This window comes from Streptomyces sp. NRRL S-646 (assembly GCF_000720765.1).
GTDB lineage: Bacteria > Actinomycetota > Actinomycetes > Streptomycetales > Streptomycetaceae > Streptomyces.
Genome location: NZ_JODC01000005.1, coordinates 449,209 through 471,360, shown reverse-complemented (window position 1 = coordinate 471,360; position 22,152 = coordinate 449,209). Strand labels below are relative to the sequence as shown.

General features: G+C 69.6%; 18 protein-coding genes. 2 read left to right on the top strand and 16 right to left on the bottom strand.

Annotated elements, in window-relative coordinates:
* Positions 1 to 4 precede the first annotated feature (4 nt).
* Positions 5 to 3,148, top strand: a complete 3,144-nt coding sequence (gene ileS / locus IH68_RS0112025; protein ID WP_030932826.1) for an isoleucine--tRNA ligase — start codon at positions 5 to 7, stop codon at positions 3,146 to 3,148.
* A 195-nt stretch (positions 3,149 to 3,343) separates the two neighbouring features.
* On the opposite strand, the gene IH68_RS0112020 is transcribed toward ileS, so the two are convergent.
* The 16 genes from IH68_RS0112020 to rsmH all read right to left on the bottom strand — a co-directional run bounded on the left by IH68_RS0112020 (position 3,344) and on the right by rsmH (position 21,103).
* A complete protein-coding gene (locus IH68_RS0112020) occupies positions 3,344 to 4,519 on the bottom strand; it encodes a DivIVA domain-containing protein (RefSeq protein ID WP_030932825.1) in 1,176 nt (391 codons plus the stop codon).
* A 56-nt stretch (positions 4,520 to 4,575) separates the two neighbouring features.
* The gene (locus IH68_RS0112015; protein WP_007448661.1) at positions 4,576 to 4,860 is read right to left on the bottom strand and encodes a YggT family protein; all 285 of its coding nucleotides are present in this window, start codon (positions 4,858 to 4,860) and stop codon (positions 4,576 to 4,578) included.
* Between the two features lie 72 nt (positions 4,861 to 4,932).
* Complete coding sequence (locus tag IH68_RS0112010) at positions 4,933 to 5,574, bottom strand: cell division protein SepF (protein WP_030932823.1); 642 nt, start codon at positions 5,572 to 5,574, stop codon at positions 4,933 to 4,935.
* A gap of 128 nt (positions 5,575 to 5,702) precedes the next feature.
* On the bottom strand, positions 5,703 to 6,422 hold the full coding sequence (locus tag IH68_RS0112005) for a YggS family pyridoxal phosphate-dependent enzyme (RefSeq protein ID WP_030932820.1): 720 nt from the start codon (positions 6,420 to 6,422) through the stop codon (positions 5,703 to 5,705).
* 5 nt (positions 6,423 to 6,427) lie between these two features.
* Positions 6,428 to 7,135, bottom strand: coding sequence for a peptidoglycan editing factor PgeF (pgeF, locus tag IH68_RS0112000; RefSeq protein WP_420718983.1), 708 nt, complete (start codon positions 7,133 to 7,135; stop codon positions 6,428 to 6,430).
* 26 nt (positions 7,136 to 7,161) lie between these two features.
* Complete coding sequence (ftsZ, locus tag IH68_RS0111995) at positions 7,162 to 8,358, bottom strand: cell division protein FtsZ (RefSeq protein WP_030932816.1); 1,197 nt, start codon at positions 8,356 to 8,358, stop codon at positions 7,162 to 7,164.
* A 277-nt stretch (positions 8,359 to 8,635) separates the two neighbouring features.
* A complete protein-coding gene (locus tag IH68_RS0111990; protein ID WP_030932814.1) occupies positions 8,636 to 9,430 on the bottom strand; it encodes a cell division protein FtsQ/DivIB in 795 nt (264 codons plus the stop codon).
* Positions 9,431 to 9,456: 26 nt separating this feature from the next.
* On the bottom strand, positions 9,457 to 10,554 hold the full coding sequence (gene murG, locus IH68_RS0111985) for an undecaprenyldiphospho-muramoylpentapeptide beta-N-acetylglucosaminyltransferase (RefSeq protein WP_030932812.1): 1,098 nt from the start codon (positions 10,552 to 10,554) through the stop codon (positions 9,457 to 9,459).
* Between the two features lie 6 nt (positions 10,555 to 10,560).
* Complete coding sequence (gene ftsW / locus IH68_RS0111980) at positions 10,561 to 11,922, bottom strand: putative lipid II flippase FtsW (protein ID WP_030932810.1); 1,362 nt, start codon at positions 11,920 to 11,922, stop codon at positions 10,561 to 10,563.
* Positions 11,923 to 11,997: 75 nt separating this feature from the next.
* Positions 11,998 to 13,416, bottom strand: a complete 1,419-nt coding sequence (gene murD, locus IH68_RS0111975; protein WP_030932807.1) for a UDP-N-acetylmuramoyl-L-alanine--D-glutamate ligase — start codon at positions 13,414 to 13,416, stop codon at positions 11,998 to 12,000.
* Positions 13,398 to 14,471, bottom strand: a complete 1,074-nt coding sequence (gene mraY / locus IH68_RS0111970) for a phospho-N-acetylmuramoyl-pentapeptide-transferase (protein WP_030932805.1) — start codon at positions 14,469 to 14,471, stop codon at positions 13,398 to 13,400. Before mraY ends, murD begins: the two co-directional genes overlap by 19 nt.
* Positions 14,468 to 15,874: a UDP-N-acetylmuramoyl-tripeptide--D-alanyl-D-alanine ligase gene (locus tag IH68_RS0111965; protein ID WP_030932802.1), complete on the bottom strand. Its 1,407-nt coding sequence runs from the start codon at positions 15,872 to 15,874 to the stop codon at positions 14,468 to 14,470. The genes mraY and IH68_RS0111965 overlap by 4 nt, the downstream gene beginning before the upstream one ends.
* Before the next feature lie 4 nt (positions 15,875 to 15,878).
* On the bottom strand, positions 15,879 to 17,399 hold the full coding sequence (locus IH68_RS0111960) for a UDP-N-acetylmuramoyl-L-alanyl-D-glutamate--2,6-diaminopimelate ligase (RefSeq protein WP_030932799.1): 1,521 nt from the start codon (positions 17,397 to 17,399) through the stop codon (positions 15,879 to 15,881).
* Positions 17,400 to 17,614: 215 nt separating this feature from the next.
* Positions 17,615 to 19,570 carry a penicillin-binding transpeptidase domain-containing protein gene (locus IH68_RS0111955; RefSeq protein ID WP_030932796.1) on the bottom strand — a complete coding sequence of 652 codons (1,956 nt, stop codon included), beginning with the start codon at positions 19,568 to 19,570 and terminating at the stop codon, positions 17,615 to 17,617.
* A 5-nt stretch (positions 19,571 to 19,575) separates the two neighbouring features.
* Complete coding sequence (locus IH68_RS0111950) at positions 19,576 to 20,088, bottom strand: membrane protein (protein ID WP_037884738.1); 513 nt, start codon at positions 20,086 to 20,088, stop codon at positions 19,576 to 19,578.
* Positions 20,089 to 20,146: 58 nt separating this feature from the next.
* Positions 20,147 to 21,103, bottom strand: coding sequence for a 16S rRNA (cytosine(1402)-N(4))-methyltransferase RsmH (rsmH, locus tag IH68_RS0111945; protein WP_078912419.1), 957 nt, complete (start codon positions 21,101 to 21,103; stop codon positions 20,147 to 20,149).
* 359 nt (positions 21,104 to 21,462) lie between these two features.
* On the opposite strand from rsmH, the gene IH68_RS0111940 reads away from it, so the two are divergent.
* Positions 21,463 to 22,071 carry a beta-class carbonic anhydrase gene (locus IH68_RS0111940; RefSeq protein WP_420718982.1) on the top strand — a complete coding sequence of 203 codons (609 nt, stop codon included), beginning with the start codon at positions 21,463 to 21,465 and terminating at the stop codon, positions 22,069 to 22,071.
* Positions 22,072 to 22,152: the final 81 nt, after the last annotated feature.

Genomic DNA, 22,152 nt, shown 5'->3' with positions numbered 1-22,152 from the left:
GCTGATGACATCGCCGACGTACCGCCAGGTGCCCGCCCAGGTCGACCTGCCCGCGCTTGAGCACGCCGTGCTCGACTTCTGGCGCGAGCAGAAGATCTTCGCCAAGACCCTGGAACAGTCCGAGGGCCGCCCCGAGTGGGTGTTCTACGAGGGCCCGCCCACCGCCAACGGCATGCCGGGCGCCCACCACATCGAGGCGCGCGTCTTCAAGGACGTCTTCCCCCGCTTCCGCACCATGCGGGGCTATCACGTGGCCCGCAAGGCCGGCTGGGACTGCCACGGCCTCCCGGTGGAGCTGGCGGTGGAGAAGGAGCTCGGCTTCAGCGGCAAGAAGGACATCGAGGCGTACGGCATCGCGGAGTTCAACGCCAAGTGCCGTGATTCCGTGCTCCGCCACACCGACGCCTTCTCCGAGCTGACGACCCGCATGGGCTACTGGGTCGACCTCGAAGAGGCCTACGTCACGATGGACCCCGAGTACATCGAGTCGGTCTGGTGGTCGCTCAAGGAGATCTTCAACAAGGGCCTGCTGGTCCAGGACCACCGCGTCGCCCCCTGGTGCCCCCGCTGCGGCACCGGCCTGTCGGACCACGAGCTGGCGCAGGGCTACGAGACGGTCGTCGACCCGTCCGTGTACGTCCGTTTCCCCCTCACCTCCGGTCCGCTCGCCGGCGAAGCCGCGCTCCTGGTGTGGACGACGACTCCCTGGACGCTGGTCTCCAACACGGCCGTCGCCGCCCACCCCGAGGTCACCTATGTCGTCGCGACCGACGGCGAGGAGAAGCTCGTCGTCGCCGAACCGCTCGTCGGCAAGGCGCTCGGCGAGGGCTGGGAGACCACGGGTCAGACCTTCACCGGCGCCGAAATGGAGCGCTGGACCTATCAACGACCGTTCGAGCTCGTCGAGTTCCCGGCACCGGCGCATTTCGTCGTCAACGCCGAGTACGTCACGACGGAGGACGGTACGGGCCTGGTCCACCAGTCCCCCGCCTTCGGTGAGGACGACCTCAAGGTCTGCCGCGCCTACGGCCTGCCCGTGGTGAACCCGGTGCGCCCCGACGGCACCTTCGAGGAGGACGTCCCCCTGGTCGGCGGCGTCTTCTTCAAGAAGGCGGACGAAAAGCTCACCGAGGACCTCCAGCAGCGCGGCCTCCTCTTCAGGCACATCCCGTACGAGCACAGCTACCCGCACTGCTGGCGCTGCCACACCGCGCTCCTCTACTACGCGCAGCCTTCCTGGTACATCCGCACCACGGCCGTCAAGGACCGCCTGCTGCAGGAGAACGAGAACACCAACTGGTTCCCGGACACGGTCAAGCACGGCCGGTACGGCGACTGGCTGAACAACAACATCGACTGGGCGCTGTCCCGCAACCGCTACTGGGGCACCCCCCTGCCGATCTGGCGCTGCGAGGACGACCACCTCACCGTGGTCGGCTCCCGCGCGGAGCTCACCGAGCTGACGGGCACCGACCAGTCGGACCTCGACCCGCACCGCCCGTTCATCGACGAGGTCACCTTCGCCTGCCCCAAGGACGCCTGCGGCAAGACGGCCACGCGCGTGCCGGAGGTCATCGACGCCTGGTACGACTCGGGTTCGATGCCCTTCGCGCAGTGGGGCTACCCGTACAAGAACAAGGAACTGTTCGAGAGCCGCTACCCGGCGCAGTTCATCTCCGAGGCCATCGACCAGACCCGCGGCTGGTTCTACACGCTGATGGCCGTCGGCACGCTGGTCTTCGACAAGTCCTCGTACGAGAACGTGGTCTGCCTCGGCCACATCCTCGCCGAGGACGGCCGCAAGATGTCCAAGCACCTGGGCAACATCCTGCAGCCGATCCCGCTGATGGACCAGCACGGCGCGGACGCGGTGCGCTGGTTCATGGCGGCCGGCGGCTCCCCGTGGGCGGCACGCCGCGTGGGCCACGGCACCATCCAGGAGGTCGTCCGCAAGACGCTCCTCACGTACTGGAACACGGTCGCCTTCCAGGCCCTGTACGCCCGCACCTCCAACTGGGCGCCCAGTGAGGCGGATCCGGCGCCGGCCGACCGCCCCGTCCTGGACCGCTGGCTGCTGTCCGAACTCCACGCGCTCACCGACCAGGTGACCCAGTCCCTGGAGGCGTACGACACCCAGCGCGCCGGCAAGCTCCTGTCGGCGTTCGTGGACGACCTCTCCAACTGGTACGTCCGCCGCTCGCGCCGCCGCTTCTGGCAGGGCGACAAGGCGGCGCTGCGCACCCTGCACGAGGTCGTCGAGACGGTGACCAGGCTGATGGCCCCGCTGACCCCGTTCATCACCGAGCGGGTCTGGCAGGACCTGATCGTGCCGGTCACCCCGGGCGCCCCGGAGTCGGTGCACCTGGCCTCCTGGCCGGAGGCCGACCTGTCCGCGATCGACCCCGAGCTGTCGAAGCAGATGGTGCTGGTGCGCCGGCTCGTCGAGTTGGGCCGGGCCACGCGCGCGGAGTCGGGCGTGAAGACCCGCCAGCCGCTCTCCCGCGCGCTCATCGCCGCCACCGGCTTCGACGCCCTCGACCGGGAGCTGCACACGCAGATCACGGAGGAGTTGAACGTCACATCCCTGGCGTCGCTGAGCGAGGTCGGCGGCAGCCTGGTCGACACGACCGCGAAGGCCAATTTCCGCGCCCTGGGCAAGCGCTTCGGCAAGCGCGTCCAGGAGGTGGCCAAGGCCGTCGCGAACGCGGACGCGGCCGCGCTGTCCCTGGCCCTGCGCGAGGGTACGGCGTCGGTCCAGGTCGACGGTGAGACGATCACCCTGGGCCCGGACGAGGTGATCATCACGGAGACCCCGCGCGAGGGCTGGTCGGTGGCCTCCGACTCGGGTGCCACGGTCGCCCTCGACCTGGAAATCACGGAGGAGCTGCGTCAGGCGGGCCTGGCCCGTGACGCGATCCGTCTGATCCAGGAGGCCCGCAAGAACAGCGGCCTCGACGTGGCCGACCGTATCGCCCTGCGCTGGACGTCCACGGACCCGGCGGCCATCGCGGCCCTCACCGAGCACGCGGCCTTGATCGCCGACGAGGTCCTGGCCGCCGACTTCGGCCAGGGCGAGGCGGACGACACCTACGGTGAGCCGTTCACCGACGAGGGCCTGTCCCTCACGTTCCGTCTGCGCAAGGTGTAAGGGCGCGCTCCGGCGCGAGCACCGACGAGGGCCCGGCTTCCCACTCGAGGAGGCCGGGCCCTCCAGCGTGTCCGGCGGGGAGGGCTCGAACATTGGTCAACGCGCATAAAAGGGCGGGGCCCCGGATCAAGATCCGGGGCCCCGCCCTTTTGAACGCTGCCGACGCCTACGGCGTACTAATGGCCGTGGCGGCCGTCAGTTGTCGTCCTCGTCGATGAGGAACCCACGCATCGGCGAGGGAGCCTGACCCATCGGCGACGGGCCCTGCGGCCGCACCGGTGCCATCGGCTGGGTCATCGCCGGGGACATCTGCTGCTGGCCGCCGTAGGACGGAGCAGCGGGGGCCGGGGCGCCACCCATGGTCGGGTTGCCGCCGTACGACGGGGCGCTCGCGCCGGCCGGTGCCATGGAGGGCGCCGGGGACGGCGGAAGCGACGCGGTCGCCGGGGTACGCGGCGGGGCCAGCGAGTCGTCGGACTGGGTCTCCAGCTGACGCAGCTGGGACTCGAGGTACGACTTCAGGCGCGTACGGTACTCGCGCTCGAAGCCGCGCAGGTCCTCGACCTTGCGCTCCAGCGTGGCGCGGGCGGACTCCAGGGAGCCCATCGCGACGCGGTGCTTCTCCTGCGCGTCCCGCTCGAGCGCGTCGGCCTTGGCACGGGCGTCACGCTCAAGGCCCTCGGCGCGGCTGCGGGCCTCACCGACGATCTTGTTGGCTTCGGAGCGGGCCTCGGCGATCGCCTGGTCGGCGGTCTGCTGGGCCAGCGAGAGGACACGGGCGGCGCTGTCACCACCAGGGCCCTGACCGGGGCCGCCCATCGGACCGCCCATGGGGCCGCCCATCGGGCCACCCATCTGCTGCTGCATGGGGGGCTGGCCACCCATGGGGCCCTGCCCCATCTGTCCCTGACCCATGGGGCCTTGCCCCATCGGACCCTGGCCCATCGGACCGGGACCCTGGGGACCACCCTGACCGCCGCCGGGACCAGCGGGCAGCTGCGGGGCACCGCTCGGCAGCTGGGGCGGACCACCCATGGGGCCACCCATCTGCTGCTGCGGCGGGCCCGATATGCCGGCGGGTACGGGAGCACCCGGACCGCGCATCCCCTGCGGAGGCATACCCTGCTGCTGATCCTGCGGACCGGGACCGCCGGGACCCTCCGGGGGCTTGCGCATGTTCTGCTGGTTCTGGGCAGCAGCGCGCGTGGCCGCGGCCAGTTTGGCCCGCAGGTCCTCGTTCTCGCGGAGCAGGCGGGTCAGTTCGGCTTCGACCTCATCGAGGAAGGCATCGACCTCGTCCTCGTCATAGCCTTCTCGGAGGCGGACGGTCGTGAACTGCTTGTTCCGCACGTCCTCGGGGGTCAACGGCATCTCTTCACCTCAACGTAGTCGTCGGCATTCGGCAAGACGGTAGGTCACATCGCTCATCACAGCCGGCTCACGATCGAGATCAGGATGTAGACGATGATCATCAGTACGAAGAAGGACAGGTCGAGCGCCACGCCCCCGAGGCGCAGCGGCGGGATGAACCGCCGCAGAAGCTTGAGCGGTGGGTCGGTGACAGTGTAGGTGGCCTCCAGAACGACCACCATCGCCTTGCCGGGTTGCCATGAGCGGGCGAACTGGAAGACGTAGTCCATGACCAACCGGAAGATGAGCACGATGAGGAAGCACATCAGCGCGATGTAGACGACATCCAGGACCACGCTCATTGCTGGTGCTTCCCTCTCCCCTGTTTCCGTGCTGCTGGGTACTACTTCTACTGCTTTTTCCGGTCGTGCGTCTCAGCTCTGGTTGAAGAACCCGCCCTCTGCAATGCGGGCCTTGTCCTCCGCCGTGACATCGACGTTAGCAGGCGACAACAGGAACACCTTCTGCGTCACCCGCTCGATGCTGCCGTGAAGACCAAACACCAAACCGGCCGCAAAGTCGACAAGTCGCTTCGCGTCTGTGTCATCCATCTCAGTCAGATTCATGATCACCGGGGTGCCCTCACGGAAGTGTTCCCCGATGGTACGGGCCTCGTTGTAGGTCCGCGGGTGAAGCGTGGTGATCCGGTAAGGCTCTCGTTCCGACACGACCTTGGGCATGATCACCGGTGCGTTCTTCTCCAGATTTGCGCGTTCTTGTGTGATGGACGCCACGGGCGCGATACGCGCCGGACGGCCGGATTCCGCGGGGAGCGAAGCGGAACGAGCAACCGGTTCGCGTGCCGCGGGCGGTTGTACGATTCGCACCTCTTCATCCCTTTGGGACTGATGTGCTACGTGGGACTGGTGGGACGGCTCGTGCCTCCGGTGGTCCCGTTCGGGTTCGGGGTCCAGTTCGGGCTCGAAGTCGTCATCGGGGTCGAATCCCCGGCCGTCGTACCCATCGTCCTCCACGAGGCCGAGGTAGACCGCCATCTTGCGCATCGCGCCGGCCATGCTCTGAGTCCTCCGCTCTGTGGTGGATCGGCTGACGACTGCCAAGTGCCCGCGATCCACGAGGTCGTTGCGCCCGCCTTCGGTGGCACTGACCATATTTTCTGCTGTGGTCCGACTTCCTGGCGACGTTACCCGAGCCTGGGGCGGACTCCGAGTACCGCGGTACCGACGCGTACATGTGTCGCTCCGGCGGCCACGGCCTGTTCGAGGTCCGCACTCATTCCTGCCGAGACCATGTTCGCAGCCGGATGAGCTCGCCGCAGGTCCGTCGACAAATCCATCAACCGCTCGAACGCCGCGAGTTCGCGCCCTGCGTAGGGGCCGGTGAGCGGCGCGACGGTCATCAGACCGTCCAGCCGCAGACCCGGCGCCCGGGCGACCAGCTCACCCAACTCTTCGATTCCGCCGGGTCCGACACCCCCGCGCTCCCCGCGTCCGCTCTCGTCCGCGTCGAGCGCGACCTGGACCAGACAGCCGAGTTCGCGCTCCTGCCGCACCGCCTCCTTCGAGAGCGCGGTGACGAGCCGGGCGCGGTCGACGGACTGCACCACTCCGGCATAACCGACTACGGAACGCACCTTGTTGGTCTGCAATTGACCCACAAAATGCCAAGTCAAGGGCAGATCCGAGCAGGCCGCAGCCTTGGGTGCCGCGTCCTGGTCGCGGTTCTCGGCCACGTGCCGCACACCGAGTTCCGACAGAATCCGCACATCGCTCGCCGGGTACGTCTTGGTGACCACGATCAGGGTCACCTCCTCGCGCTTGCGGCCGGCGGCCGCACAGGCGGCGGCGATGCGACGCTCCACCTTCGCCAGGTTTTCGGCGAGTTCGTCCTTACGGTCCCTCATGCCCCTCAGTCCAGCCAGACATATCCCGCGAGTCGCCCCGTGGTTCGATCGCGACGGTACGAGAAGTGGTCGCCCGACTCGATCGTGCACACCGGCGACTGCACCCGGTCGTGCACCCCGAGCCGCTCGAGCTGCGCGTGCACTCCGGCGGTCACGTCCACCGCCGGCGTGCCCCAACTCGTCTCGGAGTAAGCCGCCGGTTCGACGGCGGCCACCTCGGCGCGCATCGCGTCCGGCACTTCGTAGCAGCGGCCGCAGACGGCGGGTCCGGTGCGGGCCACGATCCGGCCCGGCTCGGCGCCGAGTTCCGTCATGGCCCGTACGGCGGCCGGGACCACCCCGGCGACCATGCCGGGCCGCCCCGCGTGGACCGCGGCGACGATCCCGGCGACCGGGTCGGCGAGCAGAACGGGCGTGCAGTCCGCGGTGAGCACGGCGAGGGCGAGACCCCGCTGCGAGGTGACGACGGCGTCCACCTCGGGCACCGGACGATCACCCCACGGGGCGTCGACCTCCGCCACCGCCGCCCCGTGCACCTGGTTCATCCAGACCACCCGAGCGGGTTCCAGGCCAAGGGACTTGGCCGCCAGCTCGCGGTTGGTCCGTACGGCCTCGGGGTCGTCGCCGACGGCTCCGCCGAGGTTGAGCTCCTCGTACGGAACGGCGCTCACCCCGCCCCACCGGTCGGTGAAGGCGAAGTGCGCGCCGTTCACTGTGCTCGTTCCGGAGCGCCGTCCTATCACTTCAGGAAGTCCGGCACGTCCAGCTCCTCGGCCGCGCTGTCCGCGTAGGAGCGCGACGGCGGGACCGGCGGGGCTGCCGTGATGTCGCTCGCCGGCTCCGGCGTGGGCTCCGGGTCCTCCTTCGGCGTGACGCTGCCGAGCGAACCGAAGGACGGGCGGCTCTCGGGCTGCCGTACCGGAGTGGGCTCGTCGCGGCGGGCCGTGGACGAGGACGAGCCCATGACGGTCTCCCGGCGGGCGGGAGGCTGGCCCCCGTCGAAGCCGGCCGCGATCACGGTGACCCGGACCTCGTCGCCGAGGGCGTCGTCAATGACCGCACCGAAGATGATGTTGGCCTCGGGGTGGGCGGCCTCGCTGACCAGCTGGGCCGCCTCGTTGATCTCGAACAGGCCGAGGTCGGAGCCGCCGGAGATGGAGAGCAGCACACCACGGGCGCCGTCGATGGAGGCCTCGAGCAGCGGCGAGGAGATCGCCATCTCGGCCGCGGCCACCGCGCGGTCGTCGCCGCGGGCCGAGCCGATGCCCATGAGGGCCGAACCGGCCTCGGACATGACGGACTTGACGTCGGCGAAGTCGAGGTTGATCAGACCCGGCGTGGTGATCAGGTCGGTGATGCCCTGCACACCTGAGAGCAGGACCTGGTCGGCCGACTTGAAGGCGTCGAGCACCGAGACCTGGCGGTCCGAGATGGACAGCAGCCGGTCGTTGGGGATGACGATGAGGGTGTCGACCTCTTCGCGGAGTTCGGCGATGCCGTCCTCGGCCTGGTTGGCGCGGCGCCGTCCCTCGAAGGTGAACGGGCGGGTGACCACGCCGATGGTGAGGGCGCCGAGCGAGCGGGCGATGTTGGCCACGACGGGCGCGCCGCCGGTGCCGGTGCCGCCGCCTTCACCGGCCGTCACGAAGACCATGTCGGCCCCCTTGAGGACCTCTTCGATCTCCTCGCGGTGATCCTCGGCGGCCTTGCGGCCGACGGCCGGGTTGGCTCCGGCGCCGAGTCCGCGGGTGAGTTCGCGGCCGACGTCGAGCTTGACGTCGGCGTCGCTCATCAACAGCGCCTGCGCGTCGGTGTTGATGGCGATGAACTCGACGCCCTTGAGACCGACCTCGATCATCCGGTTGATGGCATTGACACCACCGCCGCCGACACCGATGACTTTGATGACTGCGAGGTAGTTCTGCGGTGCTGCCACGTCGAAGGCCTCTCGCCTCGAGTTACGTGTCGCCGCTTCGCAGAGGATGCGATCCGGCGACTGATGCCGAATGGGACGGTCCGTTACGCCGACCCGAACCCTAACGTTGAAGTTTAGGGTTACCAGTGTGACTGTTCGCTGGAGTCTTCCGAACAGGACACTAAGTCGACAAGTGGCGCACGTTCAACGAACACGCCGAACCTCCCGTTTTTCTTTTCACCCTATGTGATCAGCCATAGCAGTGCCCAACCAGGGTGCTGGCCTGCGCGGATGTGCGTCAACTCCCCGATGACGCAGGGGCCGTGGGAACCGAGACGTCGAAGTGCCGCGCATCCGGCGCCGCTTTCATGAGTGCGGTGAGCGTACGGGCCTTCGCGGCACTCTTCTCGCTGCTCCCCCACAGGACGTTCCGGCCGTCGCCCAACTCCAGTGAGATGTCGTCGTACGAACGGACCTTGACGGTCTCGGTGGCGCGCGCAACGGCGGCCGGAATGGCGCGGGCGACGAGCGCCGCCTCCGCCACCAACCTGTCCTCGCCGAAGCGCCGCAGGCTCGCGGCGGACGACTGCGAGGAGGAGGTGCTCAATTCCAGTGCGGGAATGCCTTTCGGAGGTTCGGAAACCGTGGCGAAACGGACACCCTTGCGGTCCACTTCGACGAACTTTCCACCCTTTTGCACAATGAGAACCGGAGTACGCTCGCTCACTTTCAGCCCGATTCCGTGGGGCCAGGAACGGACCACGTCAACCGTGTCAATTCGGGGCAGTTTCCGGCGCAGTCGCGCCTCAATCGCATCGGTGTCGACGGAAATCATCGGCGCCCCGACCGGAACCTGGGCGGCCTCACGCACCTGCGCGGGCGTCAACACCCGGGTCCCGGAGATCGATACGCGCTGCACGCGCACCCATGACGAGCCGTACAACAGCCAGACCGCACTCGCCCCGAGAAGGACGAGCACCACGACAAGAATGATGATCGTACGAAGGCGGCGCAGTCTCAACCGCCGTGCCGGAGGCGGGCCGGACGACTCCTGCTGGCGTTCACCGCGCTCGGCGGTGGTCGGTCCGGCCACGCTTCCTGCCCTTCGTTCACACGGTCCTAGTGGCGTGCACGGTTGGCGGCGATCGCCTCGTACACCATGCCGACGAGCAGGTCGTCGGCATCCCGGCGGCCGAACTCGGCGGCAGCGCGGGACATCTCGTACAGCCGGTGCGGGTCGGCGAGCACGGGCAGGACGTTGCCCCGCACCCAGTCGGGCGTCAGTTCCGCGTCGTCGACCAGCAGGCCGCCGCCGGCCTTGACCACCGGCTGGGCGTTCAGCCGCTGTTCGCCGTTGCCGATGGGCAGCGGGACGTATGCGGCCGGGAGTCCGACGGCGGAGAGTTCGGCGACGGTCATCGCGCCCGCGCGGCAGAGCATCATGTCGGCCGCGGCGTACGCGAGGTCCATCCGATCCAGGTAACTTACCGGGATGTAGGGGGGCATTCCCGGCATCTGCTGTACGTGCGGCAGTTCGTTCTTCGGGCCGACCGCGTGCAGGATCTGGATGCCTGCCTGCTGAAGCCAGGGCGCGACCTGCTGGACGACCTCGTTGAGGCGGCGGGCGCCCTGCGAGCCGCCGGAGACCAGCAGCGTGGGCAGGTTGGGGTCGAGGCCGAACGCCGCGCGGGCCTCGGGGCGGGCGGCGGCCCGGTCGAGGGTGGCGATGGTGCGGCGCAGCGGGATGCCGATGTAGCGGGCATCGCGCAGTTTGCTGTCCGGGGTGGAGACGGCGACCCGGGCGGCGTAGCGCGAGCCGATCTTGTTGGCGAGGCCGGGGCGGGCGTTGGCCTCGTGGATGACGATCGGCACACCGAGGCGCTTGGCGGCGAGGTAGCCGGGCAGCGCGACATAGCCGCCGAAGCCGACGACCGCGTCCGCCTTGGTGCGCTCCAGGATCTGCTCGGTCGCCTTGATGGTGCCGCGCAGCCGGCCCGGGACGGTGATCAGCTCGGGGGTCGGCTTGCGCGGCAGCGGTACCGCCGGGATCAGCGCGAGCTCGTAACCCCGTTGCGGAACGAGCGTGGTCTCAAGGCCCCGCTCCGTGCCCAGGGCCGTGATCCCCACGGTCGGGTCCTGCCTGCGCAGGGCGTCCGCGAGGGCGAGCGCGGGCTCGATGTGGCCGGCGGTCCCCCCACCGGCGAGTACGACATGCACCGAAATTCACCGCTCTCCGGACGAGCGCGCCGCCGAGGCACGCCGTCGCATCGTGTTCCATCTCCGAGGCCCCCTGTCCCGCACGGCGCCTCCCGCCCGCTTTCTACCAAAGCGGGGTTGCCGCATGGAAAGCGCCGCCCGCGCAGCGGGCTCGTCACGCGCGAACGCGATCATCAGCCCGATGGCGAACATGGTCGGCAGCAGGGCGGATCCTCCGTAGGAGAACAGCGGGAGGGGGACGCCGGCGATCGGCAACAGGCCGAGCACCGCACCGATGTTGATCACGGCCTGGGCCGTGATCCAGGTGGTCACGCCTCCCGCGGCATACCTGACGAAGGGGTCCTCCGTACGTCCGGCCACGCGGATACCCGCATAGCCTAGAGCCGCGAAGAGGGCGAGCACCGACAGCGTCCCCGCCAGGCCCAGTTCCTCACCGGTGACGGCGAAGATGAAGTCCGTGTGTGCTTCCGGGAGTTGCCCCCATTTTTCCACACTCGCGCCGAGCCCGGATCCGAAGATTCCGCCTGATGCGAGCGCGTAGATACCGTGCACGGCCTGCCAGCAGTCGGCGACCCCGGACTTCGGCTCGGTGGCGCCGATGCAGGCGAGCCGGGCCATGCGGTTCGGGCTGGTCTTGATGAGGATCACACCGATCGCGGCCGCAACCGACAGCACACCGACGAACAGCCGGGTGGGCGCCCCGGCCAGCCACAGCAGGCCGAAAAGGATCGCCGTGAGGATGATCGCCGTACCCATGTCGCCGCCGAGCATGATCAGCCCGAGCAGCATGAAGGCGACCGGAACGAGCGGCACCAGCATGTGCTTCCACTGGTTGAGCAGCTTCTTGTCCTGCTTGCGGGCCAGCAGGTCCGCGCCCCACAGCACCAGCGCCAGCTTGCCGAACTCGCTGGGCTGGATCTGGAAGGAGCCGCCGAGCGAGATCCAGTTCTGGTTGCCGTTGACCGACATCCCTATCCCCGGCACCTGCACCAGCGCCATCAGGAAGACCGCACCCGCGAGAATCGGGTAGGCCAGCGCCCGGTGCAGCTTCACCGGCATCAGCGACGCGATCAGCAGCAGCACACCGCCGATGACGGCGGCGAGGAGCTGCTTGCGGAAGAAGTACGAGCCCGGCAGGGACATCTGCAGCGCCGTGATCTGGGAGGCCGAGTAGACCATCACCAGACCGAGCACGGTGATCAGCACACTTCCGCCCATGATCAGGTAGTAGGCGGTCAGCGGCCGGTCCCAGGCGCGCTTGGCGTTGAGGTAGAAGCGCCGCAGCGGGTTCTCACGGGCCGGCCCGGATGCGGCGGGCCGCCTGACAACCCCCTGCACGGGCGGACGTCCGGTCCGGCTACCGGGCATCGGGGCCTCCGCTGTCCGTGGTCCTGGACGATCCCACGCGTCCCTCCCAAGGTCGCCCGGCTGCAGGCGGCCGGGTCAGGCGCCGAGTTCGCGGACCGCTTCTGCGAACGCGTCACCGCGCTTGTTGTAGTTGGCGAACATGTCCATCGAGGCGCAGGCCGGGGCCAGCAGCACCGTGTCGCCTGCGGCCGCGAGCCGCTGGGCCTCCCGGACAGCCGCGAGCATCGCCCCAGTGTCGGTCCGGTCGAGGTCGACGACCGGTACTTCGGGCGCGTGTCGCGCGAGGGCTTCACGGATGAGGGCGCGGTCCTTGCCGATGAGGACGACTGCGCGAAGTCGCTTTGCCGACTTGGCGACCAGTTCGTCGAAGGTCGCGCCCTTGGCGAGCCCGCCCGCGATCCACACGATGGACTCGTACGCCGCCAACGAGGCCTCGGCCGCATGCGTGTTGGTGGCCTTGGAGTCGTCGATGTACGCGACCCCGGCCACGTCGGCCACGTGCGCGATGCGGTGCGCGTCCGGGGTGAAGTTCCTGAGGCCGTCGCGCACGGCCGCGGCGGGCACCCCGAAGGCGCGCGCGAGGGCCGCCGCCGCAAGGGCGTTGGCGATGTTGTGCGGGGCCGACGGGTTGACGTCGGAGACCTCGGCGAGCTCCTGGGCGTTCTTCTGCCGGTTCTCCACGAAGGCGCGGTCGACCAGGATGCCGTCCACGACGCCGAGTTGGGACGGGCCGGGCGTGCCCAGGGTGAAGCCGATGGCCCGGCAGCCCTCCTCGACGTCGGCCTCGCGCACCAGGTCCTCGGTGGCCTTGTCGGCCACGTTGTAGACGCAGGCGACGCGATTGCCCTCGTAGATACGGCCTTTGTCGGCGGCGTACGCCTCCATGGAGCCGTGCCAGTCGAGGTGGTCGGGGGCCAGGTTCAGGACGGCGGCGGAGTGAGCGCGCAGGGAGGGCGCCCAGTGCAGCTGGTAGCTGGACAACTCCACGGCGAGGACGTCGTACTGCTCCTCGCCGAGCACCACGTCGAGGAGCGAGACGCCGATGTTGCCGACGGCCGCGGTGCACAGCCCGGCGGCCTTCAGGATGGAGGCCAGCATCTGGACGGTGGTGGTCTTGCCGTTGGTGCCGGTGACGGCGAGCCAGGGGGCCGCGTCGGGGCCCCGCAGGCGCCAGGCGAGTTCGACGTCGCCCCAGATGTCGACGCCGGCCTCGCGGGCCGCGGCGAACAGCGGCTTGTCCGGCTTCCAGCCGGGCGTGGTGACGATCAGCTCGGTGCCCTCGGGCAGGGTCGCGCCGTCACCGAGGCGCACCGTGATGCCCAGTGCCTCCAGCTCGGCGGCCTGCTCACGCGCGCGTGCGTCGTCGCCGTCGTTGACGACCGTGACGATCGCCCCGCGCGCGTGCAGCACCTTGGCCGCCGGGATACCGGAGACGCCGAGCCCGGCGACGGTGACGTGCTTGCCCTGCCAGTCGGTCACTTGTCCGCTGCCCATCCCGCGTAGAAGAGGCCCAGTCCGACAATCACACAGATGCCTTGGATGATCCAGAAGCGGACCACCACTAGGACTTCGGACCAGCCCTTGAGTTCGAAGTGGTGCTGGAGTGGCGCCATTCGGAAGACCCGCCTGCCGGTGAGGCGGAAGGAACCGACCTGGATGACCACCGACATGGTGATGAGGACGAACAGACCGCCCATGATGGCCACCAGCAGCTCCGTGCGGGAGAGGATGGCCAGGCCCGTGAGGACACCGCCGAGCGCGAGCGAACCGGTGTCGCCCATGAAGATCTTGGCCGGCGAGGTGTTCCACCACAGGAAGCCCAGGCAGGCACCCATCAGCGCGGAGGCGATGACCGCGAGGTCGAGCGGGTCGCGCACTTCGTAGCAGGCGACAGGGTTGGTGAGGGTCTGGTCGTTGGCGCAGGACTCCTGGAACTGCCAGACGCCGATGAACGTGTACGCGCCGAAGACCAGCACCGAGGCGCCGGTGGCGAGACCGTCCAGACCGTCGGTGAGGTTCACGCCGTTCGACATCGCGAGGATCATGAACAGCGCCCAGACGACGAACAGCACCGGGCCGATCGACCAGCCGAAGTCCGTGATGAACGACAGCTTCGTCGAGGCCGGGGTGTTGCCGCGGGCGTCCTGGAACTGCAGCGCGAGCACCGCGAAGCTGATGCCGACGATCAGCTGGCCGGCCATCTTCGCCTTGGCCCTCAGGCCCAGCGAGCGCCGCTTGACGATCTTGATGTAGTCGTCGAGGAAGCCGACCAGACCCATGCCGACCATCAGGCCGAGCACCAGCAGACCCGAGTAGCTCGGGGCGTAGCCGGTGATGATCTTGGAAAGGAAGTAGGCGGCCACCGTCGCGAAGATGAAGGCGATGCCGCCCATCGTCGGCGTACCGCGCTTGCTGGCGTGCTCGCGCGGGCCGTCGTCCCGGATGTACTGGCCGTAGCCCTTGCGGGCCAGCAGCTTGATCAGCAGCGGAGTGCCGACCAGCGTCAGAAAGAGGCCGATGACTCCCGAGAACAGGATCTGCTTCATCATCGGGCGGCAACCTCACCCTCGGCACCGGTCTCGAGGAGCGCCTGCGCGACGCTCTCGAGGCCGACCGAACGGGACGCCTTCACGAGGACGACGTCTCCCGGGCGCAACTCGCTGCGCAACAGGTCGACCGCCGCCTGTGCGTCGGACACGTGCACCGACTCCTCACCCCACGAACCCTCGTTATATGCGCCCAGTTGCAGCCAGGACGCTTCCCTGCCCCCGACCGCGACGAGCTTGCCGACATTGAGCCGGACGGCGAGCCGTCCGACCGCGTCGTGCTCGGCGAGCGCCTCGTCCCCGAGCTCGGCCATCTTGCCGAGCACCGCCCAGGTCCGCCGCCCGTTGCCCATGGCCGCGAGCGCGCGCAGGGCGGCTCGCATGGACTCGGGGTTCGCGTTGTAGGCGTCGTTGACGATGGTCACGCCGTCCGGTCGCTCGGTGACCTCCATACGCCAGCGGGAGAGGGAGCCCGCCTCGGAGAGCGCGGTGGCGATCTCTTCCGCGGACATGCCCAGCTCATGGGCGACGGCGGCCGCGGCGAGCGCGTTCGACACGTGGTGCTCACCGTACAGGCGCATGGTCACATCGCTTGCACCGGAGGGTGTGTGGAGCCTGAACGCAGGCTGCCCGGTGTCCGTGAGTCGCACGTTCTCGGCGCGTACGTCCGCTTCGTCGGCCTCTCCGAAGAAGAGCACCTTCGCCTTCGTACGGGATGCCATGGCCCGTACGAGGGGGTCGTCCGCGTTGAGGATCGCGGCGCCGTCTTCCGGAAGGGACTCCACCAGTTCGCCCTTGGCCTGCGCGATCTGCTCGCGGCCGCCGAACTCGCCGATGTGGGCGGTGCCGACGTTGAGGACGAGGCCGATCTTCGGGGGCGTCAGGTCGGCGAGGTAGCGGATGTGGCCGATGCCGCGGGCACCCATCTCCAGGACGAGGAACCTGGTCTCCTCGGTGGCGGACAGGGCGGTGAGGGGCAGCCCGATCTCGTTGTTGAGCGAGCCGGGCGTGAACACCGTCGGTGCCTTGCGCTGCAGGACCTGGGCGATCAGGTCCTTGGTGCTGGTCTTGCCCGCGGAGCCGGTGAGGGCCACGAGGGTCGCGCCGAGGCGTCGTACGACATGACGTGCGAGGGCGCCGAGGGCGCTCTGGACGTCCTCGACGACGATCGCGGGCACGCCGACGGGGCGCGACGCCAGTACGGCGACCGCGCCCGCTTCGACGACCTGGGCTGCGAAGTCGTGGCCGTCGACCCGTTCGCCGACGAAGGCGGCGAAGAGGCTGCCGGGCTGCACCTCACGGGAGTCCCGGACGACCGGAGCCGTGACCTGGACGGACGGATCCGGTATGTCGTGCGTCTGCCCGCCGACGACTTCTGCGATCTCGGCGAGAGAGAGGGCGATCACAAGTTCATCCCTGGGTCTTCTGGATGGCTTCTCGAAGCACCTGGCGGTCGTCGAACGGACGGACCACCCCGGCGATGTCCTGGCCCTGCTCGTGGCCCTTGCCCGCGACGAGCACGGTGTCCCCGGGCTGCGCGCGGGCGACGGCTGCGGCGATCGCGGCTGCCCGGTCCTCGAAGACCTGGACCTCGCCGCGCTCGTGTGCTGGTACGGACGCCGCGCCCTCGAGCATGGTTGCAAGGATCGCGAGGGGGTCCTCGGAGCGGGGGTTGTCGGAGGTCAGTACGGCGGTGTCGGCGAGGCGGGCTGCGGCGGCGCCCATCGGCGCGCGCTTGGTCCTGTCGCGGTCGCCGCCGCAGCCGAGCACGACGTGCAGCCTGCCCTCGGTGACCTTGCGCAGGGCGCGCAGGACCGATTCGACGGCGTCGGTCTTGTGGGCGTAGTCGACCACCGCGAGATACGGCTGCCCGGCGTCCACGCGCTCCAGGCGGCCCGGCACGCCGGGCACGGCGGCGATGCCGTCGGCGGCGGTCTGCGGGTCGAGGCCCGCGGCGGCGAGGGCGACGACGGCGGCGAGGGTGTTCGACACGTTGAAGCCGCCCGGCAGCGGCGCCTTCGCCTCGATCCGCTCGCCCTCGGGGCCGATCACGGTGAACGTCGAGTCCATCGGGCCGACTTGGACATCCTCGGCGCGCCAGTCGGCGTCGGGATGGCCCTCGGCCGAGAAGGTCACAACCGGGACGGTGGCCTCGTCGACCAGCCTGCGGCCGTACTCGTCGTCGAAGTTGACGACGCCCAGTTTGCTGCGTTCCGGCGTGAACAGCTGTGCCTTGGCCCGGAAGTAGTCCTCCATGTCGGAGTGGAACTCCATGTGTTCCGGGCTGAGGTTGGTGAAGACCCCGATGTCGAAGACGCAGCCGTCGACCCGGCCGAGGACCAGCGCATGGCTGGAGACCTCCATCGCGACCGCCTCGACCCCGCGCTCGCGCATGACCGCGAACAGGGCCTGCAGGTCGGTGGCTTCGGGGGTGGTGCGCTCGGACTTGATGCGCTCGTCGCCGATGCGCATCTCGACCGTGCCGATGAGACCGGTGTTGCTCTTGGTCTTCAGGCCGCCCTCGACGAGGTAGGCGGTGGTGGTCTTGCCGGAGGTGCCGGTGATGCCGATCTGGAGCAGATCGCGGCCCGGATGGCCGTAGATCGTGGCCGCCAGTTCGCCCATCCGCCCGCGCGGGTCGTCCACCACCAGGACCGGCAGGCCGGTCGCGGCGGCGCGCTCGGCGCCGGTCGGGTCGGTCAGCACGGCGACCGCACCGAGGCCGGCGGCCTGGGTGACGAAGTCGGCGCCGTGCAGGCGGGCGCCCGGGAGGGCGGCGTACAGGTCGCCGGGGCGGACGGCGCGCGAGTCATGGGTGATGCCCGTGACCTCGGCGGCGCTCTCCGGCGCGGTGGCACCCAGCTGATCGGCGAGTTCCGCGAGGGGTGTGGCGGAGACCTGCACCGGCCTGGGCGGCCCCGGGTATGTCACGGATGCGCCCTTCTGGGTGGTTTGAGACTGATCAGCGTGTGGCACGGCGGTGAGCGTACCGGGCGCACCCGCTTGCGAGCTAAATAGGGGTCCGCGCGCAGCGCGGTCCGGCAAGGGTGGTGGTGGGTGACGGGCGGGCGAGGGGCTGGGGGCGCCCGGGTTGCCCGAGTCGGGAGTGATCATGGTCACGGAGCGTTCCTGGCTGGTTGCACTGATCAGAAGGTGACGGGCAGATTCGCGGCCCGGGCCCCCGTGGGCGGGACCTGGAGGGTCTTCAGTGCGAACTCCATCACCTCCTTGTAGATGGGTCCGCAGATCTGGCCGCCGAAGTAACTCCCGCTCGTGGCGTTCTGGATGGCGCAGTACACGGTGATGCGCGGGTTGTCCGCAGGTGCGAATCCGGCGAACGAGGAGGTGTAGCCGCGATACTGGCCGGTGGCCGGATCCACGCGGTTGGCCGTACCCGTCTTGCCCGCGACCCGGTAGCCGGGGATGCGCGCCTTGTTGCCGGTTCCCTCCCGGTCGTCGACCACCGACTCCAGCATCTGGGCGAGGGTCTTCGCCGTCTTCGCGCTGACGACCCTTGTCTTCTTGGGCTGCGCGGTCGGGGTGAAGCGCCCGTCGGGTCCCTTCGTGCCGCGCACGAGCGTGGGCTGGATACGTACGCCGCCGTTGGCGATGGTCGAGTAGACGGACGCCGCCTGCAGCGCGGTGACGGACACGCCCTGGCCGAAAGGAATCGTGTACTGCTGCGAGGTCGACCACTTCTCGGGCGGCGCGAGGATGCCCCTGGTCTCGCCGGGGAGACCGAGTCCGGTGTAGCTGCCGATGCCGAACTTGCGCAGGTACGAGTAGAGGACCTTGTTGGCCTGCGCCTGCGTGCTGCCCAGCTGGCCGGTGGCCAGGATGGTGCCGATGTTGCTGGACTTGGCGAGCACGCCGTTGAGCGTGAGGTTCCAGGTGTCGTGGTCGACGTCGTCCTTGAAGAGCCGGTCGCCGCGGTGCAGCCGGTTCGGCACGACGACATGCGTCAGCGGCGTGGCGACGTTCTCCTGCAGTACGGCCGCCATCGACATGATCTTGGCGGTGGAGCCGGGCTCGTAGGCGTCCTCGACGGCCCAGTTGTGCAGGGCGTTCGGGTTCGCCTTGGAGAGGTCGTTGGGGTCGAAGCCGGGCGCGTTGGCCATGGCCAGGATCTCGCCGGTGCGGGTGTCCTGCACTATCACGTACCCGCGGTCCGCCCCGGACTTCCTCACCTGCTGGCTGATCGCGTTCTGCGCGGCCCACTGGATGTCGCGGTCGAGGGTGAGCTCGACGTCGCTGCCGGGCACGGCGGGCGTCTCCGTGGAGCCCGCGGTGGGCACCAGACGGCCGCCGGACTGGGCGTAGCGGATCTTGCCGTCCTTGCCGGCCAGCTCCTTGTTGAGCTCCTGCTCGACGCCTCCGCCGCCCTTGCCCTGGTCGTTGACCCAGCCCAGTATCCCGGCGGCGAGATCACCGTTGGGATAGATCCGCTTGCTGCTGGGGTCGGCGAAGATGCCGGCGAGGACGTTGACGGTGGACTTGTCCTTCTCCCCCTTCGCGACGAGCGCGGTCTTCAGGTCCTTGATCTGCTTCCAGACCTGGGGGGTCTGGCGGCGGGCGAGCAGGACGTAGCGCAGCTTCTTGTTCTTGGGGCGGAGCTTGTGGACGAGCTCTTCCTGCTCCATGCCGAGGATCGGCGCGAGGAGCGCGGCCGCCTGCTCTGGGCCGTTGCCGACCTTCAGCTGTTCGCGGGTGAACATCGTGGGGTCGGCCGTGAGGTCGTAGGCGTCCACGCTGGTCGCGAGGGCCACGCCGTTGCGGTCGAGGATGCCGCCGCGCTCGGCGGTCAGGACATGGCCCACGTAGCGGTTCTGGTCGGCCTTGGCGGCGTATGCGCTCGCGTCGACGGCCTGCACCTGCAGCAGCCGTACGACGAAGGCGATCAGCACCAGGGTGAGCGCCAGGCTGACCATGCGCAGCCGGGGGCGGGGGCTGCCCAGCCGCAGGGCGCCCGGGGCCGCAGGGCGGCCCGGTGCCGGGCGGCGGGCGGGGCGGGCGCCGGGACCCGGGCGCCGGGCGCCGGCGGCGGGGCGGTCGGGGCGCGCGGGGCCGGGCACCCGGCGGCGCGGCGGTTCCCTGTCGGACACTTCCGTCACCTGCCGGGGGTCGTGGTCGTCTGGGCGGGATCGGCTTCCGGGGTGGGGGGCGTGCCGGGGGCCGCGGCGGGCTCCGGCGGGAGCAGGACGAGCGGCATCTGCACCGCGGACTGCTCGACGGCCCGGCTGACGGCCTGCTCGCCGGCGACCGAGGGGACGCCCTTGACGGTCCCGTCGGGATTCAGGAACGCGGGGTCTCCGCCGGGCATCATGCCGAGCTCGCGAGCGCGCTCCTGGAGGGCCTCCGGGGCGGAGTAGGAGTCGATGTCCCGCTGGAGCCCCTGTTCCTCGTCGGTGAGGCTCTTGGTGTCCTTCTGGAGGTCGTCGAGCTTGAACGAGCCTTCACTGAGCGCGGAGTTCAGCACCAGGAGCGCGATCAGGCCGCCGCCCAGAAGGAGCACGACGAGAAGGACGAACGGAGTACGGGCCGCCTGTGCACGGCTTCCCGCTCCGGGGATGAGGCGTGCGAGACGGGCGGCCCGCCCCCTCAGTTCGGGTTTCCTGCTCACGCGGCCTCCAGTGAGTCCGGTTCCCCAACCCACTCGCTCGCCAACTCGTTCACGCCCCTCATTCGATGGACTCCCTGATGCGCTGGGCCCCGCGCAGTCGCGCCGGTGCCGCCCGCCGGTTCTCGGCGACCTCTTCCTCGGTGGGAAGTTCGGCACCGCGGGTGAGCAGCTTGAGCCGGGGCTGGTACTGCTCGGGCACGACCGGCAGCCCGGGGGGCGCGGTGGTGGCCGCTCCGGCCGCGAACACCTGCTTGACCAGGCGGTCCTCGAGCGAGTGGTACGACAGGACGGCGATGCGTCCGCCCACGTCGAGCGCCTGCACGGCGGCCGGGATGGCCCGCTCCAGGACGGAGAGCTCGCCGTTGACCTCGATGCGCAGGGCCTGGAAGGTGCGCTTGGCCGGGTTGCCGCCGGTGCGCTTGGCGGCCTGCGGCAGCGCGTCCCGGATCAGCTCGACGAGCCGCGCGCTGTTGCTGAACGGCTCCTTCTCGCGCTCGCGCACGACGGCGGCCACGATCCGCTTGGCCTGCTTCTCCTCGCCGTACGCGCGCAGGATCCGCACGAGTTCGCCCGCCGGGTAGGTGTTGAGGACCTCGGCGGCGCTCATGCCGGTCGTCTGGTCCATGCGCATGTCGAGGGGGGCGTCCTGGGCGTAGGCGAAGCCACGGTCGGCCTCGTCGAGCTGCATGGAGGAGACCCCGAGATCGAACAGGACGCCCTGTACGCGCGCGATGCCGAGCCGCTCCAGTACGTCCGGGAGCTCGTCGTAGACGGCGTGCACCAGGGTGGCCCGCTCGCCGAAGGGCGCGAGCCGCTCGCCGGACAGGCGCAGCGCCTCCTTGTCGCGGTCCAGGGCGACCAGCCGGGCCTCGGGGAACTGCGTCAGCAGGGCCTCGCTGTGGCCGCCGAGGCCGAGGGTGCAGTCGACGACCACCGCTCCCGGCCGCTGCAGGGCGGGGGCCAACAGGTCCAGGCACCGCTGGAGCATCACCGGGACGTGTCGACTCTGGCTCAAGGGGCCCTCTCAGATCCGGCGTGGGCCTACGCACCGCCGGGTCCCCGCCCGCTCGTGAAGGGGAGGTCGGCCGGCGCCAGGAGCGTCAGCCGACCGGGAGCGGGAGGAGGCCGAGCCGTACGTACGCGCCGCGCACGTGGGGAGACCGTCCGTGCGTGAGCCGGGGTCTCCTGGGATTTCAGTCCAGCAGGGAGGGCCTCGCCTCCCGCTTCGCGTCACTTTAGTCCACGGTGTCTCGCGGTCAATCAACTGGCCTGCGCGTCGCGCCCCGGCGTGAGTGTGTAGCGGCAAATCCGGGAAAATCACCCGTACGGCTTCACCTCCGCCACCCATGTGGGTTACCTCACAAGAGGACTGTGATGACGCTCTTCTCCCGCTCTCACACCGCGACCGGATCGCCTGTGACCAGTACCGTCATAGGTATGACGACTTCTGCATCTGTTCCCACCGAGCCCGAAGGCGCCATACGCGGCGGCACCGTCACCGACCGCCTGGTCGAGGCGAACGGACGCTATGCCGAGGCATTCACCGACCCCGGGATGGACGCCCGCCCCGTCCTGCACGTGGCGGTCGTGGCCTGCATGGACGCCCGCCTCGACCTGCACGCGGCACTCGGCCTGGAGCTCGGCGACTGCCACACCATCCGCAACGCGGGCGGCGTCGTCACCGACGACGTGATCCGCTCGCTCACCATCAGCCAGCGCAAGCTCGGCACCCGCAGCATCGTCCTCATCCACCACACGGGCTGCGGCCTGGAGGCCATCACCGAGGACTTCCGCACCGAGCTGGAGGACGAGGTCGGCCAGCGTCCCGCCTGGGCGGTGGAGTCGTTCCGGGACGTCGACCAGGACGTACGGCAGTCCATGCAGCGGGTGCGCACCTCGCCGTTCCTGCTGCACGCCGACGACGTGCGGGGCTTCGTCTTCGATGTGAAGACGGGTCTGCTGCGCGAGATCGACCCCGCGTGACGGCGCTCGGCCCTTCTCGTTTTTCGCAAATCCCGCGCATGCTGGAGCCCAAGCGTCATAAAACCTGACATACCGCAGCCA